This is a genomic window from Planotetraspora sp. GP83 (assembly GCF_041262585.1).
Lineage (GTDB): Bacteria > Actinomycetota > Actinomycetes > Streptosporangiales > Streptosporangiaceae > JAOEGB01.
This window is the reverse complement of the sequence record NZ_JBGCBZ010000012.1, coordinates 151,832-168,882: the sequence shown is the minus strand read 5'-3', so window position 1 is coordinate 168,882 and position 17,051 is coordinate 151,832. Positions and strand designations below refer to the sequence as shown.

The window sequence follows — 17,051 nt, the reverse complement described above, 5'->3', positions numbered from 1 at the left end:
CGTATGACCAAGGTGGACGGATGACCAAGGTGATGGTGACGGCGGCGAGCGAGGAGCAGCGCGCCGCGTGGCTCGGCAGGACGCTGCCCGAGGTGGAGCGCGTGCGGCCGGGGCTGTGGTCCATCCCGGTGCCCATCCCGATCAACCCCCTGCGGTACGTCCTGGTCTACGCGCTGGAGATCTCCGGCGGCGTCGCGATCATCGACGCCGGATGGAACACCGACGAGGCGTACGACGCGCTGGAGGCCGGTCTCCGGATCGCCGGATACGAGGTCACCGACGTCAAGGCGGTGCTCGTCACGCACATCCATCCGGACCACTACGGCCTGGCGGGGCGGATCCGGGAGGTGTCGGGCGCGTGGATCGGACTGCACCCGGCCGACGCCCGGCTGCTCCACGACCGCTACGACGAGTCGGCCATCGACGCGCTGGCGGACCGGGAGCGGAAGCTGCTGCTCAGGTGCGGCGTGCCGCCCCTGACGGCCCAGGAGCTCGCCGGGGGCTCGATGTTCCTCCGCCAGCTCGTGACGATGGCCGCACCCGATCGCCTGATCGAGGACGGCGACCGGCTCGACCTGCCGGGATGGGACGTCCGGGCGATCTGGACGCCGGGGCACTCGCCTGGACACCTGTGCTTCGTCGAGCCGGAGCGCAGGCTGCTCTTCTCCGGCGACCACGTGCTCGCCAAGATCACGCCGATCGTCGCGGTGCACCCGCAGTCGTCGGCGAACCCGCTCGCCGACTACCTCGACTCCCTGCGGGCCGTCGGCAAGCTCGACGTGGACGAGGTGCTGCCCGCCCACGAGTTCCGGTTCCTGGAGCTGGCCGACCGGGTCGACTACGTGATCGGCCACCACGAGGAGCGGCTCACGGAGGTCGGGCGGGTCCTCGCGGAGTCCGGCGGCAGCACGTGCTGGGAGCTCGCCACCCGGCTGACGTGGTCGCGGCCGTGGGAGACGATCCCTCCGTTCATGCAGCGGAGCGCCAACAACGAGACACTCGCCCACCTCGTGTGGCTGGAGGTCCGCGGCCTCGTGTCCCGCGTCCCCGGGGAACCGGACATCTGGCAGGCCTCCGGCAAGCCCTAGGCGTACGGCACGCGCCCCTTTTCGTGGGATGGGGCACCCTCGTTCGTGACGAGGGTGCCCGTGGGTGTTGTGGCGGTATCCGGCCGCGGTATCCGGCCTCAGCCGGTCGGGCCGTAGGCCGCGAACTCGAAGATGCTGCCGCCGTTCCAGCTGGAGTCGGTGACGGTGATGCGGATGTAGCGTGCGTTAACCGCGTTGCCGGCCAGGGAGTAGTTGGTCTGGGCGGTGGTGTAGTCGGCCGTGTGGTCGTCGAGCGTGGTTCAGTTGCTCGGGTCGGTGTAGTCGGCCGAGTATTCGATCTTGTACTTGTAGCCGCTCGACTTCTCGAAGGTCGTCACGACCGCGGTGATCTGCTTGACCGACCCGAGGTCCACCTGGAGCCAGGACGGGTCGGGCAGCCCGGATCCCTGGGCACGGTGAGTGCCCATTTAAGGGCATTCTATGTAAATCAAGTAGGAATTGTTGACTATGCCCCCGGATGCGTTTAGCGTCTCCGGTATGAGCCAGGGCTTGTACTTGATCCGGCGCCCTCACGTGGACTTCGGCCACGTGGTCAGCGCCCAGTGTCGCCGCGCCTTCTAGGAAAGACCCCCGTCCCGGAGACGGGGCAGGCCGCCCCATCGACGTGGGCGGTTCCTCCCCCTTCCTATCCCCCCGCCGCGCGACCGGATCGGCCGCGCGAGCCAGCGCGTACAGCTCTGAGGGTTTCCATGAACAAGTTCAGATTCGTCCTAGTCTTTACGTTTCTCGTCGTGCTCAGCGCCTGCGGGTCGTCCGGAGGCACGTCCGGTGACGGAGAGGTCACCGAGCTGCGCTACCAGGGCAGCGTCGGCGCCGTCACCCCTCCCGAGCTCGCCGAGGACCTCGGCTACCTGGGCAAGGTCAAGCTCAAGTGGGTCGGCAACACGATCAGCGGCCCGCAGGACATCCAGTCGGCCGCGACCGGCCAGACCGACTTCGGCGGCGCGTTCAACGGCGCGGTCATCAAGCTCGTCGCCGCCAAGGCCCCGATCAAGGCCGTCGTCGGCTACTACGGCTCGGACAAGGACGCCTACAACGGCTACTACGTCCTCGACGGCAGCCCGATCAAGACCGCGCGCGACCTGATCGGCAAGAAGATCGCCGTCAACACCCTCGGCGCGCACCACGAGGCTGTCGTCAAGGAATACCTGCAGCGCGCCGGCCTGACCAAGGACGAGATCAAGCAGGTAGAGCTCGTCGTGGTGCCGCCCGTCAACACAGAGCAGGCCCTCCGGCAAAAGCAAATCGACGTCGCCACGCTCGGCGGGATCCTGCGGGACAAGGCCCTCACCCGCGGCGGCATCCACCCGCTCTTCACCGACTACGAGCTGCTCGGCCCGTTCAACGCCGGGACGTACGTCCTGCGCGACGACTTCATCGCCAAGAACCCCAACGCTGCCCGGGCCTTCGTCACCGGGGTCGCCAAGGCGATCGAGTGGAGCAAGACCCACCCGCGTGACGAGGTCGTCGCCCGGTTCAAGGCCATCATCGCCAAGCGCAAGCGCAGCGAGGACACCACGGCCATCGGCTACTGGAAGAGCTACGGCGTCTCCGCCACGGGCGGCCTGATCGGCGACAGGGACTTCCAGACCTGGATCGACTGGCTCCAGCGGGAGGGCGAGCTGCGGCCCGGCCAGGTGAAGGTCTCCGACATCTACACCGACTCCTTCAATCCCTACGCCAACGGGGGTGCCCAGTGACCGCTTCCAGCGAGAGCCGTACGGGCGGCACGAAGATCAGCATTCGGGGGGTGAGCAAGGTCTTCCAAGTGCGGGACTCCGCCGAGCTGTTCACCGCCATCGAGGACGTGACCCTCGACGTGCGCGAGGGCGAGTTCCTGACCCTCGTCGGCCCGAGCGGCTGCGGCAAGTCGACGCTCCTCGACCTCGTCGCCGGCCTGGCCGCCCCCACCTCCGGCGAGATCCTCCTCGACGGCACTCCCATCGCCGGTCCGGGCCTGGACAGGGGGATCGTCTTCCAGCAGTACGCGCTTTTCCCCTGGCGTACGGCTCTCGCCAACATCGAGTTCGGCCTGGAGGCGAAGGGAATCGCCAGGAAGGAGCGGGCGGAGAAGGCGCGGCACTACCTCGACCTCGTGGGGCTGACCGGGTTCGACCAGCGGTATCCCCACGAGCTGTCGGGGGGCATGCGGCAGCGGGTCGCCATCGCCCGGAGTCTCGCGTTCGACCCCGACGTGCTGCTGATGGACGAGCCGTTCGCCGCGCTCGACGCCCAGACCCGCGAGTCCCTCCAGGAGGAACTGCTGAGCATCTGGGAGAAGACCGGCAAGACGGTCATCTTCATCACTCACGGGATCGACGAGGCCGTGTACCTCGGCCAGCGAGTGGCGGTCATGACCTCACGGCCGGGCCAGATCAAGCAGGTCATCGGAGTGGAGTTCGACACCCGCGCCGGAGACCTGCGGGCCGACCCGAAGTTCGGCGAGTACCGCCATCAGCTGTGGACCCTGCTGCGCGACGAGGTCGCCGCGGCCCAGGCGCAGGAGGTGGCGAGCGTTGGCTGACACCCTCACCTCGGCTGCGGCGTCCGAGACAGCCGTTTCCGGTGGGGCCGTCCCCGTGCCGGAACGGGTCGGCGCTTCCGCCGGAACCGTCAAGCCGCCGGCGCGCTCGCGCAGGTCTCCGGCGAGGGGCAGCAGGGGCAGCAGGGGCAGCCGCCTGCGGGCGGTGGGCGGCCTCGGCAAGCGATCACTGGCCGTCGTGCTGCTGCTGGCGCTGTGGGAGGTCCTGCCCCGGACCGGAGTGGTCGACCGGGTCTTCCTGCCGCCCCTGTCCGAGGACCTGGTCGCGTGGTACGGCCTGCTGCGCAGCGGCGAGCTGCTCGACCACACGCAGGCCAGCCTGGTCCGGTCGCTCGCCGGGTTCGGCCTGGCCATCGTGGCGGCGATCCCGCTCGGGCTGCTGATCGGCTGGTACAAGCCGGTGGCCGAGTTCGTCAGCCCGGTGCTGGAGCTGTTCCGCAACACCTCGGCGGTGGCCCTGCTGCCGGTCTTCACCCTCATCCTCGGCATCGGGGAGACGTCGAAGGTCGCCTTCGTCTTCTACGCCTGCTCCTGGCCGATCCTGCTGAACACGATCAGCGGCGTGAAGACCGTCGACCCGCTGCTGATCAAGTCGGCCAGGTCGATGGGTCTCTCCTCGATCCGGCTGTTCCAGAAGGTCCTGCTGCCCGCCGCCGTCCCGACGATCTTCACGGGAGTCCGGCTCGCCGGGGCGTACTCGATCCTCGTGCTCCTGTTCGCCGAGATGGTCGGCGCGAAGGCGGGGCTCGGCTACCTCATCAACGCCGCCCAGTCGAGCTTCCGGATCTACGACATGTACGCCGGGATCATCACGATCTCGGTGATCGGCCTGCTCTTCAACCAGCTCCTGGTCCATCTGGAGCGCCGATTTTCCACATGGAGGACCGCATGACCAGAAACGTGACCAGGAAACTGCATCTCAACGCCTTCCTGATGGGAGTCGGGCACCACGAGGCGGCCTGGCGGCACCCCCTCAGCGAGCCGGGGCGGCTGACCGACATCCGCCACTACCAGAACCTCGCCAGGATCGCGGAGCGGGGCAGGCTCGACTCGGTGTTCCTGGCCGACGGCCTCGCGCTGTGGGGCAACGTGAAGCACAACGCGCTGGGCGGGCTCGAGCCCCTGACACTGCTGTCGGCGCTGGCCGCCGTGACCGACCACGTCGGGCTGATCGCGACCGTGTCCACGACGTACAACGAGCCGTTCCACGTCGCCCGCAAGTTCGCCTCGCTCGACCACATCAGCGACGGCCGGGCGGGCTGGAACATCGTGACCTCCGCCGGAGAGGCCGAGGCCCACAACTTCGGCATCGACCGCCCCGTTCACCGGCGGCGCTACGAGCGCGCCTCCGAGTTCCTCGACGTCGTCACCAAGCTCTGGGACAGCTGGGAGGACGACGCGGTCCTCGGCGACCGGGCCGCCGGCGTCTACGCCGACACCGGCAAGATCCACCAGATCGAGCACACGGGCGACCACTTCCGGGTGAAGGGCCCGCTCAACACCCAGCGCCCGCCTCAGGGCCGCCCGCTGCTCGTCCAGGCGGGCTCGTCCGAGGACGGCAGGGACTTCGCCGCGCGGCACGCCGAGGCCGTCTTCACGGCCCAGCAGACCCTGGAGGAGGGCCAGGAGTTCTACGCCGACCTCAAGGCCCGGGCGTCCCGGTACGGCAGGCTGCCCGAGGAGATCGTCATTCTCCCCGGCATCGCGCCCATCCTCGGATCCACCGAGCGGGAGGCCCTTCAGCTTGAGAAGGAGCTGGAGGACCTCACCATCCCGGCGTACGGCGTGGCCCAGCTGTCCAACATCCTCGGCGTCGACCTGTCGGAGCACCCGCTGGACGAGCCGCTGCCTGAGATCACGGGGCAGACCGAAGGCCAGCAGAGCCGGCTCAAGCTCGTCACCGACCTGGCCCGGCGGGAACACCTGACCCTCCGCCAGCTCATCGGCAGGCTCGCGGGCGGCCGGGGGCACCGCGTGGTCGCCGGAACCCCGGAGCAGGTCGCCGACCAGATCCAGGAGTGGTTCGCAAACGGCGCGGCGGACGGCTTCAACATCATGCCGCCGATCCTGCCGAGCGGCCTCGAGGACTTCGTGGACCACGTGGTCCCGGTGCTCCAGGCCAGGGGCCTGTTCCGGTACGAGTACGAGGGCCGGACCCTGAGAGACAACTACGGCCTGGCCCGCCCCGTCAGCCGTTACGCCGCGAAGCCCGCCGAGGGCCCTTCCGGCGACACGGCGGTCAGCGCGGGAGAGAACGCGGCGGAAACCACGGAAAACACGGAAAACACGAAAAACGCGAACGACACGGTGGTGGTCGCTTCGTGATCGCCGACCGGCGGGGTATCACGAAAGCCCCGGCTCGAGTAAGGAGAACGCGATGAGCATCGTGACGCTGGTGGGGAACCCAAGGGACGGGTCCCGCACGCTGGCCGTGGCCGTGCGCGCGGCCGGAGCGCTGGCGAGGCGGCTCGGCCCCGACCCGGTGCTGAACGGCGGCTCCCCGCCGAACGGCCCCGGATCGCCGGCGTCGGCCGGAGCGGGGCACGGCGTGCCGGGCGCCGCGGCAGAACTGACAGGCACGGCGCTGACAGGCACGGCGCTGACAGACACCGCGCTGACAGACACCGCGCTGACAGACACCGCGCTGACAGACACCGCGCTGACAGACACGGTGGACCTCGCCGGGCTCGCGCCGCACCTGTTCGCCCCCGAGCCGTCGCCGGGCGTGGAGGTCGCGCTGGAGTTGGTCCGTGACGCGGACATCCTGGTGGTCGCGAGCCCGACCTACAAGGGCACCTACACCGGGCTGCTCAAGGCGTTCCTCGACAAGCTGCCGCCTCAGGCGCTGGCGGGGAAGGCGGCGCTGCCGCTGCTGGTCATGGGCGACGCCAAGCACGCGCTCGCCGTGGAGGTGCACCTTCGGCCCCTGCTGGTCGAGCTCGGCGCGTTCGTCCCCACCCCAGGACTCGCAATTCTGGAGTCCCAAATTCCCGATCTGGATGATGTGCTGGAGAAGTGGGCCGGCGTGGTGGCCCGCCAACTGTCGTTCCGTCAGGAGGTGCCCGCATGACGGCCAGTGGACCACACCCGGCGCCGCGGCCCGGGGAGACGTCGGCTCGTGCGGTGTGGCCTGGGAAGACGCCGGGTCGTGAGGTCTCTGGGAAGACATCGGGTCCTGAAGCGTTAGATCGTATGGCGTCGCATTGGGAGGAACGAAGATGACAGCCCTCTACGGCTCGCCCCCGGAGAACCCTGCCCCCTCGACCGCCCCCTCGACCGCCCCCTCGACTGTCTCCTCGACCCCGGAGGACCCGGCTCCCGTGCGGCTTCGCCTGGTGTCCCCCCATGACGCCGAGCACGTCGACGGCGACGAGTTCCGCCGGGCGCTCGCCGTACACGCGGCGGGAGTCGTCGTGGTCACCGCGCTGCCGGAGGGCGTGCCGGTGGGGCTGACCGCCACGTCGTTCTCCTCGGTCAGCCTGGCGCCGCCGCTGGTGTCGTTCTATGTGGCCCAGTCGTCCACGACCTGGCCGTGGCTGCGGCGGGCCGGGCACTTCGCGGTGAACGTGCTCGCCAGCGACCAGGCCGATCTCGCCGCCAGGTTCGCGAACAGAGGCGTCGACCGGTTCGCCCACCCCACCCGGTGGACTCCGGGGCCGGAGGACGTGCCGCTGCTCGAGGACGTGTCCGCGCACCTGGTCTGCCGCCCCCACCACACCGTCGAGGTGGGCGACCACATCCTCGTGGTCGGCCTGGTGACCTCGACGAACGTCAGCACGTCGGGCCGCCCTCTCCTCTACCACCAGGGCAGGTTCGGCCGGTTCCTCCCGTCCTGACCCCCCGCCCCCGCCGGCCGGTCACGGCGTCGGAGGTCAGGCCAGGCGGACGGTGCCGCGGCCGGTCGCGAGGGGGAGGTCGAGGAACGTGCGGATGCCGGGCGGGGCCGCGCACACGGAGGCGATCGAGTTGACCGCGTGCGCGGCGGCCCCGGCCAGGCCGTGGCTGACCTCGTCGATCGTGATGGCCATGGTCGGCTGTCCCTCGATGTGGATGGCGAACCCCGGGTCCGCCCACCGCGCGACCTTCTCGGCGTCGGCCTTGTAGATGCACTCGACCGTCATGAAGGGCCTGCTCCGGACGAGACCGGTGAACATCCAGCGGGAGGCGCACACCGTGCCGGGCAGCACGACGCCCGCCGCGATCTCGAACTCCTCGGTGGCCAGCTCGTATTCGTCGGTCTCCTCGATCTCGTCGAGCTCCACCCCGAGTGCGGTGGCCACGAGTTGGACGCTCTCGGCGAAGAGCGACCGCTGGAAGGCGCGGAAGGGCCGTACGGCTCCCGCGTAGTCCTTCGGCGCCCTAGAGAAGCCGATCAGGTCGGTGACGATCTGCCGGGACGGATGACCGCGATAGTCCGACGACTCCCGGACGTAGATGTGGTCGAGCCGGGCCGACAGGCCGGTCAGCACGAGCGGCAGCAGGTCGCTCATGAACCCGGGGTTGATGCCGGTGCCGTGCAGTGAGGTCCCGCCACGGGCGCAGGCCGCCTCCAGGCGCTCGACGACGCCGGGGCCGTACGCCTGGGGATAGACGAAGCCGGTGGTGGTGATGACGTTCTTGCCCGAGGACAGCAGCGCGCAGATGGTCTCGACGTCGGTCGCCTGGTCGCCGCCGAAGTAGGACGCGGGCAGCGGCATGTGGAGCACGCAGTCCGCCTCCAGCGCGAGGATCTGCTCGACGTCGTCGGTGCAGATCACGCCGGCGGGGCTCAGGCCGACCAGCTCTCCGGCGTCTCGCCCCACCTTGTCGGGGTCGTAGACGAGCACGCCCGCGAGATCGAACCCCTCACGTGTGATCACGCTGCGCAACGCGTATCCCCCGACTGCGCCCGTGGCCCACTGGACCACGCGCAGGGGCGGAGATGAGGGCATGCGTGGCCTCCAGCCGGGTCGCTCTGGGCGGGGGCCGTGCTGGGAGGGTGTCGTCGTTGACCCACGCCCGTCGGGGCCCAGAACTATAGCAGATTTTCACAGAATTGATCACTATCCGCGGTGGTGTGTTGCCGACTGCTGCCCCCGTCGCGATCGGCAAGCTATTGTTTGGGCAACTAGAATGTTGTTCTCCTCGAAGGGTGGAGGCCATGCAGGATCTCAGGTTCGACGGGAAGGTCGCGGTCGTCACCGGCGCGGGACACGGGCTCGGCCGCTCGCACGCGCTCCTGCTCGCCGAGCGGGGAGCCAAGGTGGTCGTGAACGACCTCGGCGGCGCCCTCGACGGCTCCGGCGCGTCGGCCGGACCGGCGGCCGAGGTCGTCGAGCTGATCACCAAAGACGGGGGAGAGGCGCTCGCCAACGCCGACAACGTGGCCACGCCGGAGGGCGCCCAGGCCATCGTGCGGGCCGCGCTCGACACCTTCGGCCGGATCGACATCGTCGTCAACAACGCAGGGATCCTGCGGGACAGGTCGTTCGGCAAGATGAGCGTCGAGGAGTTCGACGCCGTCCTTGCCGTACACGTGCGCGGCTCGTTTCTGGTGAGCCGCGCGGCGTTCCCGCACATGAAGGAGCAGGCCTACGGCCGGATCGTGAACACCTCCTCGCCGGCCGGGCTGTTCGGCAACTTCGGCCAGGCCAACTACTCGACGGCCAAGATGGGCCTGGTCGGCCTGACCAAGACGCTCGGCATCGAGGGCGCGAGGGCCAACATCAGGGCCAACGCGATCGCTCCCGTCGCCTGGACGCGGATGACGGAGGAGCTGCTCCCGGCCGAGTTCGAGGCCAGGTTCACCCCCGAGCGCGTCAGCCCGCTCGTCGCCTATCTCGCCCACGAGAGCTGCGAGACCACGGGCGAGGTGTTCTCGGTCGGCGCCGGCCGGGTCGCCCGCGTGTTCGTCGCCGAGGGGCCCGGCTGGCGCACGGACGACCTCACCCTCGAGTCCATCCGCGACAACTGGGACGCCATCATGGCCGAGCAGCCCTATATCCAGCCCACCAGGCTGGGCCAGCAGGCCGCCGCCTCCATGCAGGCCATGCTGTAGGGCCCCACAGGCGAATCACCGCGACCGGCGCCGCGACTTTTCGCGGCGCCGGTTTCTTCGTCCCGTACGGCTTTCGCGCTGGGCGCGCCGCGAGGTCGACGAGGCGTTGCCGTACGCCCTGCATGATCACGAGAGAAGCCGGCGCTGGTCGGAGCGGCGAAGCGGGAATCTGTGCATGATCACGGCAAGGGGGTGGAGGTCACGGCAAGGGGGGGTGGAGGCCGGTGTGGCGGGGGATGGGCTCGCGGCCGGGGGGCTGGCGGAGCCGTTCCGTGGGGACGGGCGTGATGGGGGTGTGGCGGGTCACCGCCTGGTCGCCCAGGACGAACTCGTCGCCGTGGTGCTCCAGCCTGAGCGGCTGACCGTCCAGGAGCCGGTAGCTCGTCTGGCCCGCGGTGATGTTCACCCGCAGGAGGCGTCCCCGATAGCGCAACCGGAAGGCGAGCCGCGTGATGCCGGACGGCAGCCGGGGGGCGAAGCGGATCCGCCCCTGGCGGGCGCGCATCCCACCGAAGCCGGCGACGAGCGCCGTCCACGCCCCGGCGAGCGAGGCCATGTGAACCCCGTCGCGGGTGTTGTTCTCCAGGTCGTGCAGGTCCATCAGCGCGGCCTCGCCGAGGTAGTCGTAGGCGAGGTCGAGCTGGCCGACCTCGGCGGCGAGCACCGCCTGGGTGCAGGCGGACAGCGACGAGTCCCGGACGGTGAGCGCCTCGTAGTAGGCGAAGTCGCGCGCCTTCTCCTCGGCCGTGAAAGCGTCGCCGCGCAGGTGCATGGCGAGCACGAGGTCGGCCTGCTTGACGACCTGCTTGCGGTAGAGGTCGAAGTAGGGCACGTGTAGCAGCAGCGGATACTGCTCCGGTTTGGTGGCGGCGAAGTCCCACACCGCGTGCCCGGTGAAGCCCTCGCTCTGGGAGTGGACGCCCAGCCGCTCGTCGTAGGGGATGAACATCGCGGAGGCGGCGTCCCGCCACATGGCGACCTCCTCCAGGCTGACCCCGAGTTCCTGCGCGCGTTCGGTGTGACGGGTGGCGGCGTCGGCCGCGGCGCGGAGGTTCTGCTGCGCCATGAGGTTGGTGTAGACGTTGTTGTCCGCGATCGCGCTGTATTCGTCCGGGCCGGTGACCCCGTCGATGCGGTATCGCCCGGCGACGTCATGATGGCCGAGGCTGCACCAAAGCCGGGCCGTACCGACAAGCAGCGGCACGCCGGTGTCGCGCTCGAACGCGGTGTCCTCGGTGGCGTCGACATACCGTGTGACCGCGTCGGCGATGTCCGCGTTGATGTGGAACGCCGCGGTGCCGGCCGGCCAGTAGCCCGAGCACTCCCCGCCGTTGATCGTCCGCCAGGGGAAGGCCGTGCCGTGGAGCCCGAGCTGTCCGGCGCGGTCCTCGGCCTTCGGCAGGATCGACTGCCGCCAGCACAGCGCGTCCGCCGCCGCCCGGGGATAGGTGTAGGTCAGCACCGGGAGCACGAAGCTCTCGGTGTCCCAGAACGCGTGGCCGTCGTAGCCCGAGCCGGTCAGCCCCTTGCCCGGGATGGGCCGCCGCTCCAGCCGGGCGCCCGCCTGCAGCAGGTGGAACAGCCCGAAGCGGACGGCCTGCTGCACCTCCGCGTCGCCCTCGACCTCGACGTCCGCGCCGGCCCAGAAGTCGTCGAGGAACGCCCGCTGCTCGCGCATGAGGCCGTCCCACCCGGTCAGCCTGGCGGACGCGAGCGCGGCGACGACCTGGTCGTGCATGGCCGGGCGGGAACGCTTCGCCGACCAGCCGTAGGCGAACAGCTTCACGACCCGCAGCCGCTGGCCGGGATTCAGCCGGGTCGCCACGGTGAGGCGGCTGACGTCGTCGGCCCCGTCGGCCTCGATCCGGGTGCCCTCCGGGCCGTCGACGTGGTGGCGCATGCCGGCGGCGACCCGGAGCCCGCTGGCACGGATGGTGTGGATCATGACCGCTATGTTCTCCGTGGCCACGTTCTCCTCCACGACCAGCGGAGCCTGCAGCGCGGCGGCGGCGCGGGGATCGCTCCCCAGGGCGGGGAGCGTCTCGTTCGCCACCAGCTCCGACTGGACGACCACGCCCAGCGGCTGGCCGACGGGCTCGACCTCGTAGTGGATGGCTGCGACCGCCCTGTGGGTGAACGACACCAGGCGGGTGGAGGTGATCCTGACCTCGCCGCCGGCGGGGGAGCTCCAGTGCACCCGGCGGGTGAGCGTGCCCGCGCGGAAGTCCAGGACGCGCTCGTGCGCGTGCAGCGTGCCGTACCGCACGTCGAACGGCTCGTCGCCGACGAGCAGGCGGATCAGCTTGCCGTTGGTGACGTTCACCACGGTCTGGCCGGACTCCGGATATCCGTAGCCCGCCTCGGCGTACGGCAGGGGCCGCAGCTCGTAGACCGAGTTGAGGTAGGTGCCGGGGAGGCCGTGCGGCTCGCCCTCGTCGAGGTTGCCTCGCAGGCCGATGTGCCCGTTGGACAGCGCGAACACCGACTCGGTCTGAGCCAGCACGTCCATGTGCAGCCGGCACTCGCGGACCGACCAGGGCTCCACCGTGAACGCGGGATGCTGGATCATGGCCGCTCCAGCAGCTCGTCGAGGTCGGCGACGACGATGTCCGCGCCGTGCTCGCGCAGCTCGTCCGCCTGGCCCGCCCGGTCGACGCCGACCACGAAGGCGAAGCTCCCGGCGCGGCCCGCCTCCACTCCCGCCAGCGCGTCCTCGAACACCGCCGCCTCGGCGGGTTTGAGACCGAGCGCCTCCGCCCCGGCGATGTACATGTCGGGCGCCGGCTTGCCGGCGAGGTTAGGCCGCTGGGCCACCATGCCGTCGATTCGCGCCTCGAAAAGGTCCGCGATCCCGGCGGCGGCGAGGATCCGCTCGGTGTTGGCGCTCGACGACACCACGGCGCACCGCATCCCCGCGTCGAGGGCGGCGCGGACGTATCGCACCGAGCCCTCGAATACGTCCACGCCCTGCTCGTCCAGGACCTTCTGTACAAGCGCGTTCTTGCGGTCGCTCAGCCCATGGACGGTGCGCGCGTCCGGCGGGTCGCCGGGCGTCCCCTCCGGGAGGCTGATCCCCCGGGCGGCCAGGAAGTCCCGCGTGCCGTCGAGCCGCTTCTTGCCGTCCACGTAGCGGTCGTAGTCGGCCACGGGGTCGAACGCCACGAAGGGCTCTCCCGTCCGTTCGGCCCGTTCCCGGAGGAACTCGTCGAACATCTGCTTCCAGGCCGCCGCGTGGACGATGGCCGTGCGCGTCAGCACGCCGTCCATGTCGAACAGGCAGCCTCGCACCCCGTCGGGCAACCCGAGCATCGGCATCCCCTGCCTTGATAGGCGTTCTCCGGGTCCCTACCCCGGCTCTGGCGTCCCGTCCCACATGCACTTGCGCGACTTTTGCCGATTTAAGCGAAAGATGCCATCAAATCTGAAAAAGCCCTTTCCTGTTCCGGAGAACAGGGGTACGTTCTGGCCAATCACCTCGACGCGGAGGCGTTGTGAAGCGGACCACCTCGCGGCCGGAGAACGTGCACCAGGCCACCCTGCTGCGGCTGCTCAGGGAGGGCGGCCGGTCCCGTGCCGAGCTCGCCGACGTAGTGGACCTCTCACGGTCCAAGCTGAACGTCGAGCTCGACCGGCTGATCGAGCTGGGACTGGCTGAGCCCGCCGGCCTCGCCGCCTCCCGCGGGGGCAGGCGGTCGGGCAAGGTGCGGCTCTCGTCCCAGACCAGGTTCGCCGGGATCGACATCGGCGCCACGTCGGTCGACGTCGCGGTCACCAACGGCGAGCTGGAGGTGCTCGAGCACCTCAGCGAGCCGTGCGACATCCGCGAGGGTCCCGCCGTCGTGCTGGACCGGGCCGTCGAACTGCTGGGCAAGCTCCGCGAGAGCGGGCTGTTCACCCAGCTCAACGGCGCGGGCATCGGCGTTCCCGGGCCGGTGAGCTTCTCCGAGGGCATCCCGGTCGTGCCGCCGATCATGCCGGGCTGGGACCGCTACCCGGTGCGCGAGGCCATCGGCCAGGAGCTCGGCTGCCCGGCCATGGCCGACAACGACGTGAACATCATGGCCCTCGGCGAGCTCCACGCCGGCGTCGCGAGGAACGTCGGCGACTTCCTCCTCGTGAAGATCGGCACCGGCATCGGCTGCGGCATCGTCGTGGACGGCAAGATCTATCGGGGCGTGTCCGGAAGCGCGGGCGACATCGGCCACATCCGGGTCGACGATCTCGGGCCGGTCTGCGCCTGCGGCAACTCGGGCTGCCTGGAGGCCTACTTCGGCGGCGCCGCCCTGGCCCGCGAAGCGACCGCCGTCGCCCGCGCGGGCGGCTCGCCGTACCTCGCGGAGAGGCTGGCCGCCACCGGCGCGCTGACCGCCGAGGACGTCGCCGCCGCGGCGGCGCAGGGCGACACGGGCGCGATCCAGCTCATCCGCGACGGCGGCCACCGGGTCGGCCAGGTGCTGGCCAGTCTGGTGAGCTTCTTCAACCCCGGTCTGGTGATCATCGCGGGGGGCGTGGCGAGGCTTGGCCACGTGCTGCTGGCGGAGATCAGGAGCGTGGTCTACCGCAGGTCGCTGCCGCTCGCCACCGGCAACATGCCCATCGTGCTCTCCGAGCTGGGAGAGACGGCGGGCGTCATCGGCGCGGCCCGGCTCATCAGCGACCACGTCTACTCCGCCAACCAGCCGGCCGTACACCGGCCACTTCCGGAGGGCCCATGGGCGAGGCCGATCAGGACGACAAGGAGCGGACAGTGACGCGACCGATCACGTTGTTCACCGGGCAGTGGGCCGACCTCCCCTTCGAGGAGGTGTGCCGCCTGGCCGCCGAGTGGGGCTACGACGGCCTGGAGATCGCCTGCTGGGGCGACCATTTCGAGGTCGACAAGGCCCTGGCGGACGACTCCTACGTGGACCGCAAGCGGGAGGTGCTGGCCAAGCACAACCTCGGCGTGTGGGCTGTCTCCAACCACCTTGTCGGGCAGGCGGTCTGCGACCACCCCATCGACGCGCGGCACCAGGGCATGCTCCCCGCCCGCATCTGGGGCACCGGCGACCCGGAGGAGGTGCGGCGGCGTGCGGCGGAGGAGATGAAGGACACCGCCAGAGCGGCGGCCAAGCTCGGCGTCACCACCGTCGTGGGCTTCACCGGGTCGTCGATCTGGCACACGGTGGCGATGTTTCCGCCGGTGCCGCCGTCGATGATCGAGGCGGGCTACCAGGACTTCGCCGACCGGTGGAACCCGATTCTGGACGTCTTCGACGAGGTGGGCGTGCGGTTCGCCCATGAGGTTCACCCCAGCGAGATCGCCTACGACTACGTGACAACCGTACGGACGCTGGAGGCGATCGGGAGACGGCCGGCGTTCGGGCTGAACTGGGACCCGTCGCACATGGTGTGGCAGGACCTGGACCCCGCCGGATTCATCCTCGACTTCGCCGACCGGATCTATCACGTGGACTGCAAGGACACCCGCGTGAGGGTGGGGGACGGCCGAAGGGGCCGCCTGTCCTCCCACCTGCCGTGGGCCGACCCGAGGCGCGGATGGGACTTCGTCTCGACGGGCCGGGGCGACGTGCCGTGGGAGGACTGCTTCCGCGCGCTCAACGCGATCGGCTACGACGGCCCGATTTCGATCGAGTGGGAGGACGCGGGGATGGACCGTCTCCTCGGTGCGCCCGAGTCGTTGCGGTACATCCGCGCACTCAACGCCATCATCCCGCCCACGGCCGCCTTCGACGCCGCCTTCTCGTCGGAGAGCTGAACGGCCGGCACGCGGCCGGGCGATTCAGTCCGGATGGAGCGCCCGGGACCCGGCGTCCCCGAGGGCCCGCTGCGACCTCGGTACGGCGATGCCATCCCTTCCGTGATCATGCACATGACCGGTATGTGCATGATCACGGAAGGGGTTTCCGCAGGCTGGGTGGGCTCTTCAGGAACCCACGCATGATCACGATCGAGGTTCAGTCGAAGACGACGATCTGGCGGAGCACCTCGCCGCTCCTGAGAGCCGCCACGGCGTCGTTCAGGTCGGCCAGCCGGATCCGCGAGCTGATCATGCTGTCGAGGTCGAGCTTGCCGGCCTTGTAGAGGTTCGCGAAGAAGGGGAAGTCCCGGCGCACATCCGAGCCGCCGTAGAGGGAGCTGAGGATGTTCTTGCCCTCGAACAGCAGGTTGAAGGCGGTCAGCGGCACCAGGTCGTCCATCGCCCCCGCGCCGACGATGATCACGTCGCCGCCGCGCCGGGTGGCCTGCCAGGCCGTCATGATCGCGGCGGACTTGCCGACGACCTCGAAGCCGTAGTCGAAGCCCTGGCCGCCGGTGAGTGTCGCGATCGCGTCCGTGAGCTGGTCGGGCGTGCAGGCGTGCGTCGCGCCGACCTTCTTGGCCAGCTCGTGTTTCGACTCCAGCGGGTCGATCGCGAGGATCGTCGTCGCGCCCGACACCCGAGCGCCCTGGATCACCGACAGGCCGACCCCGCCGCAGCCGACGACGGCCACGGTCGTCCCCGGGCGGACCTTGGCCGTGTTGATCACGGCACCGACACCGGTGGTGATGCCGCACCCGATCAGCGCGGCCGCCTCGTACGGAATCTCCGGGTCGACCTTGATGGCGCCCTGCCACGGGACGATGATCTCTTCGGCCCACGTGCCGCAGCCCGCCATGCCGAAGGCCGGCGACTGGCCGCCGTAGACGAACCTGGCCTCCATGAAGCTCTTCATGACGTAGGTCATGCAGAGGAACGGCTGGCCGACGGCGCAGTTGGGGCAGTCCCCGCAGGCGGGCGTCCAGCTGATGATGACGTGGTCGCCGGGCTGGACCGACTTGACGTGCTCGCCCACCTCCACGACTTCGCCCGCGCCCTCGTGCCCCGGGATGACCGGCAGCGGCATGGGCAGGACGCCCGAGAGGACCGAAAGGTCCGAATGGCAGACCCCCGTCGCCTTGATCCGCACTCGGACGTCTTCCGGGCCGACGGGCGTGAGCGTGAAGTCGTCACGGATGTCGAGCTTTTCGTCGCCGACCGCGTGCAACAGGGCGCCGCGCATAGGACCTCCTGGGGGGTGACTCGTCTTCGAGTGTGATTACTCTTCCGGGGACTCCGGCGATGACTCAGGCGAGGATTCAGGCGAGGATTCAGGCGATGATTCTTCGAGCGACAGTGCGGCCTTGGGGCAGGCGCGGACCGCGTGCCGCACGCGGTCCAGCATCTCGGCGGGCGGCTCCGGGATCAGGACGTGCAACTGGTCGTCGTCGTCGACCTCGAAGACCTCTGGAGCCAGGCCCATGCAGACGGCGTTGGCCTCACAGACCAGGTAATCGACCTTGACCTTCATAACCAAGCTCTCCCTTTGTACGGCTGCTCGTC

General features: G+C 69.9%; 15 protein-coding genes and 1 pseudogene. 10 read left to right on the top strand and 6 right to left on the bottom strand.

Annotated elements, in window-relative coordinates; all coding sequences use genetic code 11:
- The first annotated feature begins 20 nt into the window (after window positions 1–20).
- Window positions 21–1,088 (top strand): MBL fold metallo-hydrolase, encoded by a 1,068-nt coding sequence (locus ABH927_RS18770; protein ID WP_370023215.1) that lies wholly within the window; start codon window positions 21–23, stop codon window positions 1,086–1,088.
- A 260-nt stretch (window positions 1,089–1,348) separates the two neighbouring features.
- On the opposite strand, the gene ABH927_RS18765 is transcribed toward ABH927_RS18770, so the two are convergent.
- Window positions 1,349–1,516: a discoidin domain-containing protein gene (locus ABH927_RS18765; protein ID WP_370023213.1), complete on the bottom strand. Its 168-nt coding sequence runs from the start codon at window positions 1,514–1,516 to the stop codon at window positions 1,349–1,351.
- A gap of 282 nt (window positions 1,517–1,798) precedes the next feature.
- On the opposite strand from ABH927_RS18765, the gene ABH927_RS18760 reads away from it, so the two are divergent.
- The 6 genes from ABH927_RS18760 to ABH927_RS18735 all read left to right on the top strand — a co-directional run bounded on the left by ABH927_RS18760 (window position 1,799) and on the right by ABH927_RS18735 (window position 7,487).
- Window positions 1,799–2,809, top strand: coding sequence for an ABC transporter substrate-binding protein (locus ABH927_RS18760; RefSeq protein WP_370023211.1), 1,011 nt, complete (start codon window positions 1,799–1,801; stop codon window positions 2,807–2,809).
- Between the two features lie 35 nt (window positions 2,810–2,844).
- Entirely contained in the window at window positions 2,845–3,633 is a 789-nt protein-coding gene (locus tag ABH927_RS18755) for an ABC transporter ATP-binding protein (RefSeq protein WP_370023346.1), read from the top strand.
- Window positions 3,626–4,543: an ABC transporter permease gene (locus ABH927_RS18750; RefSeq protein ID WP_370023209.1), complete on the top strand. Its 918-nt coding sequence runs from the start codon at window positions 3,626–3,628 to the stop codon at window positions 4,541–4,543. Before ABH927_RS18755 ends, ABH927_RS18750 begins: the two co-directional genes overlap by 8 nt.
- A complete protein-coding gene (locus ABH927_RS18745; protein ID WP_370023207.1) occupies window positions 4,540–5,976 on the top strand; it encodes an LLM class flavin-dependent oxidoreductase in 1,437 nt (478 codons plus the stop codon). Before ABH927_RS18750 ends, ABH927_RS18745 begins: the two co-directional genes overlap by 4 nt.
- A 52-nt stretch (window positions 5,977–6,028) precedes the next feature.
- Window positions 6,029–6,721: an NADPH-dependent FMN reductase gene (locus ABH927_RS18740; RefSeq protein WP_370023205.1), complete on the top strand. Its 693-nt coding sequence runs from the start codon at window positions 6,029–6,031 to the stop codon at window positions 6,719–6,721.
- 148 nt (window positions 6,722–6,869) lie between these two features.
- Window positions 6,870–7,487 carry a flavin reductase family protein gene (locus tag ABH927_RS18735; protein ID WP_370023203.1) on the top strand — a complete coding sequence of 206 codons (618 nt, stop codon included), beginning with the start codon at window positions 6,870–6,872 and terminating at the stop codon, window positions 7,485–7,487.
- 36 nt (window positions 7,488–7,523) lie between these two features.
- Here the strand turns inward: ABH927_RS18735 and ABH927_RS18730 are convergent, their stop codons facing one another.
- On the bottom strand, window positions 7,524–8,582 hold the full coding sequence (locus ABH927_RS18730; RefSeq protein WP_370023201.1) for a dihydrodipicolinate reductase: 1,059 nt from the start codon (window positions 8,580–8,582) through the stop codon (window positions 7,524–7,526).
- 209 nt (window positions 8,583–8,791) lie between these two features.
- Between ABH927_RS18730 and ABH927_RS18725 the strand changes: the two genes are divergently transcribed.
- Complete coding sequence (locus tag ABH927_RS18725) at window positions 8,792–9,688, top strand: SDR family oxidoreductase (protein ID WP_370023198.1); 897 nt, start codon at window positions 8,792–8,794, stop codon at window positions 9,686–9,688.
- A 199-nt stretch (window positions 9,689–9,887) separates the two neighbouring features.
- On the opposite strand, the gene ABH927_RS18720 is transcribed toward ABH927_RS18725, so the two are convergent.
- Window positions 9,888–12,257, bottom strand: coding sequence for a glycoside hydrolase family 65 protein (locus ABH927_RS18720; protein ID WP_370023196.1), 2,370 nt, complete (start codon window positions 12,255–12,257; stop codon window positions 9,888–9,890).
- Complete coding sequence (locus tag ABH927_RS18715; protein WP_370023194.1) at window positions 12,254–12,997, bottom strand: HAD family hydrolase; 744 nt, start codon at window positions 12,995–12,997, stop codon at window positions 12,254–12,256. The genes ABH927_RS18720 and ABH927_RS18715 overlap by 4 nt, the downstream gene beginning before the upstream one ends.
- Window positions 12,998–13,179: 182 nt before the next feature.
- Here ABH927_RS18715 and ABH927_RS18710 point away from each other — a divergent pair, with 182 nt between their 5' ends.
- Together ABH927_RS18710 and ABH927_RS18705 are read left to right on the top strand one after the other, a co-directional pair.
- Window positions 13,180–14,439, top strand: coding sequence for an ROK family protein (locus ABH927_RS18710; protein ID WP_370023192.1), 1,260 nt, complete (start codon window positions 13,180–13,182; stop codon window positions 14,437–14,439).
- Window positions 14,436–15,446 (top strand): sugar phosphate isomerase/epimerase family protein, encoded by a 1,011-nt coding sequence (locus ABH927_RS18705; protein ID WP_370023190.1) that lies wholly within the window; start codon window positions 14,436–14,438, stop codon window positions 15,444–15,446. The genes ABH927_RS18710 and ABH927_RS18705 overlap by 4 nt, the downstream gene beginning before the upstream one ends.
- Window positions 15,447–15,645: 199 nt before the next feature.
- On the opposite strand, the gene ABH927_RS18700 is transcribed toward ABH927_RS18705, so the two are convergent.
- Together ABH927_RS18700 and ABH927_RS18695 are read right to left on the bottom strand one after the other, a co-directional pair.
- Complete coding sequence (locus ABH927_RS18700) at window positions 15,646–16,731, bottom strand: alcohol dehydrogenase catalytic domain-containing protein (RefSeq protein ID WP_370023188.1); 1,086 nt, start codon at window positions 16,729–16,731, stop codon at window positions 15,646–15,648.
- Window positions 16,732–16,830: 99 nt separating this feature from the next.
- Window positions 16,831–17,019, bottom strand: a pseudogene (locus ABH927_RS18695) (ferredoxin); the annotation flags it as partial.
- Between the last annotated feature and the right edge of the window lie 32 nt (window positions 17,020–17,051).

Excerpts from the sequence above, each read along its gene's own strand:
- ABH927_RS18730 (WP_370023201.1), bottom strand. The coding sequence starts at position 8,582 with ATGCCCTCATCTCCGCCCCTGCGCGTGGTCCAGTGGGCCACGGGCGCA.
- ABH927_RS18740 (WP_370023205.1), top strand. The coding sequence starts at position 6,029 with ATGAGCATCGTGACGCTGGTGGGGAACCCAAGGGACGGGTCCCGCACG.
- ABH927_RS18715 (WP_370023194.1), bottom strand. The coding sequence starts at position 12,997 with ATGCTCGGGTTGCCCGACGGGGTGCGAGGCTGCCTGTTCGACATGGAC.
- ABH927_RS18725 (WP_370023198.1), top strand. The coding sequence starts at position 8,792 with ATGCAGGATCTCAGGTTCGACGGGAAGGTCGCGGTCGTCACCGGCGCG.
- ABH927_RS18735 (WP_370023203.1), top strand. The coding sequence starts at position 6,870 with ATGACAGCCCTCTACGGCTCGCCCCCGGAGAACCCTGCCCCCTCGACC.
- ABH927_RS18700 (WP_370023188.1), bottom strand. The coding sequence starts at position 16,731 with ATGCGCGGCGCCCTGTTGCACGCGGTCGGCGACGAAAAGCTCGACATC.
- ABH927_RS18765 (WP_370023213.1), bottom strand. The coding sequence starts at position 1,516 with ATGGGCACTCACCGTGCCCAGGGATCCGGGCTGCCCGACCCGTCCTGG.
- ABH927_RS18770 (WP_370023215.1), top strand. The coding sequence starts at position 21 with ATGACCAAGGTGATGGTGACGGCGGCGAGCGAGGAGCAGCGCGCCGCG.
- ABH927_RS18745 (WP_370023207.1), top strand. The coding sequence starts at position 4,540 with ATGACCAGAAACGTGACCAGGAAACTGCATCTCAACGCCTTCCTGATG.
- ABH927_RS18760 (WP_370023211.1), top strand. The coding sequence starts at position 1,799 with ATGAACAAGTTCAGATTCGTCCTAGTCTTTACGTTTCTCGTCGTGCTC.
- ABH927_RS18720 (WP_370023196.1), bottom strand. The coding sequence starts at position 12,257 with ATGATCCAGCATCCCGCGTTCACGGTGGAGCCCTGGTCGGTCCGCGAG.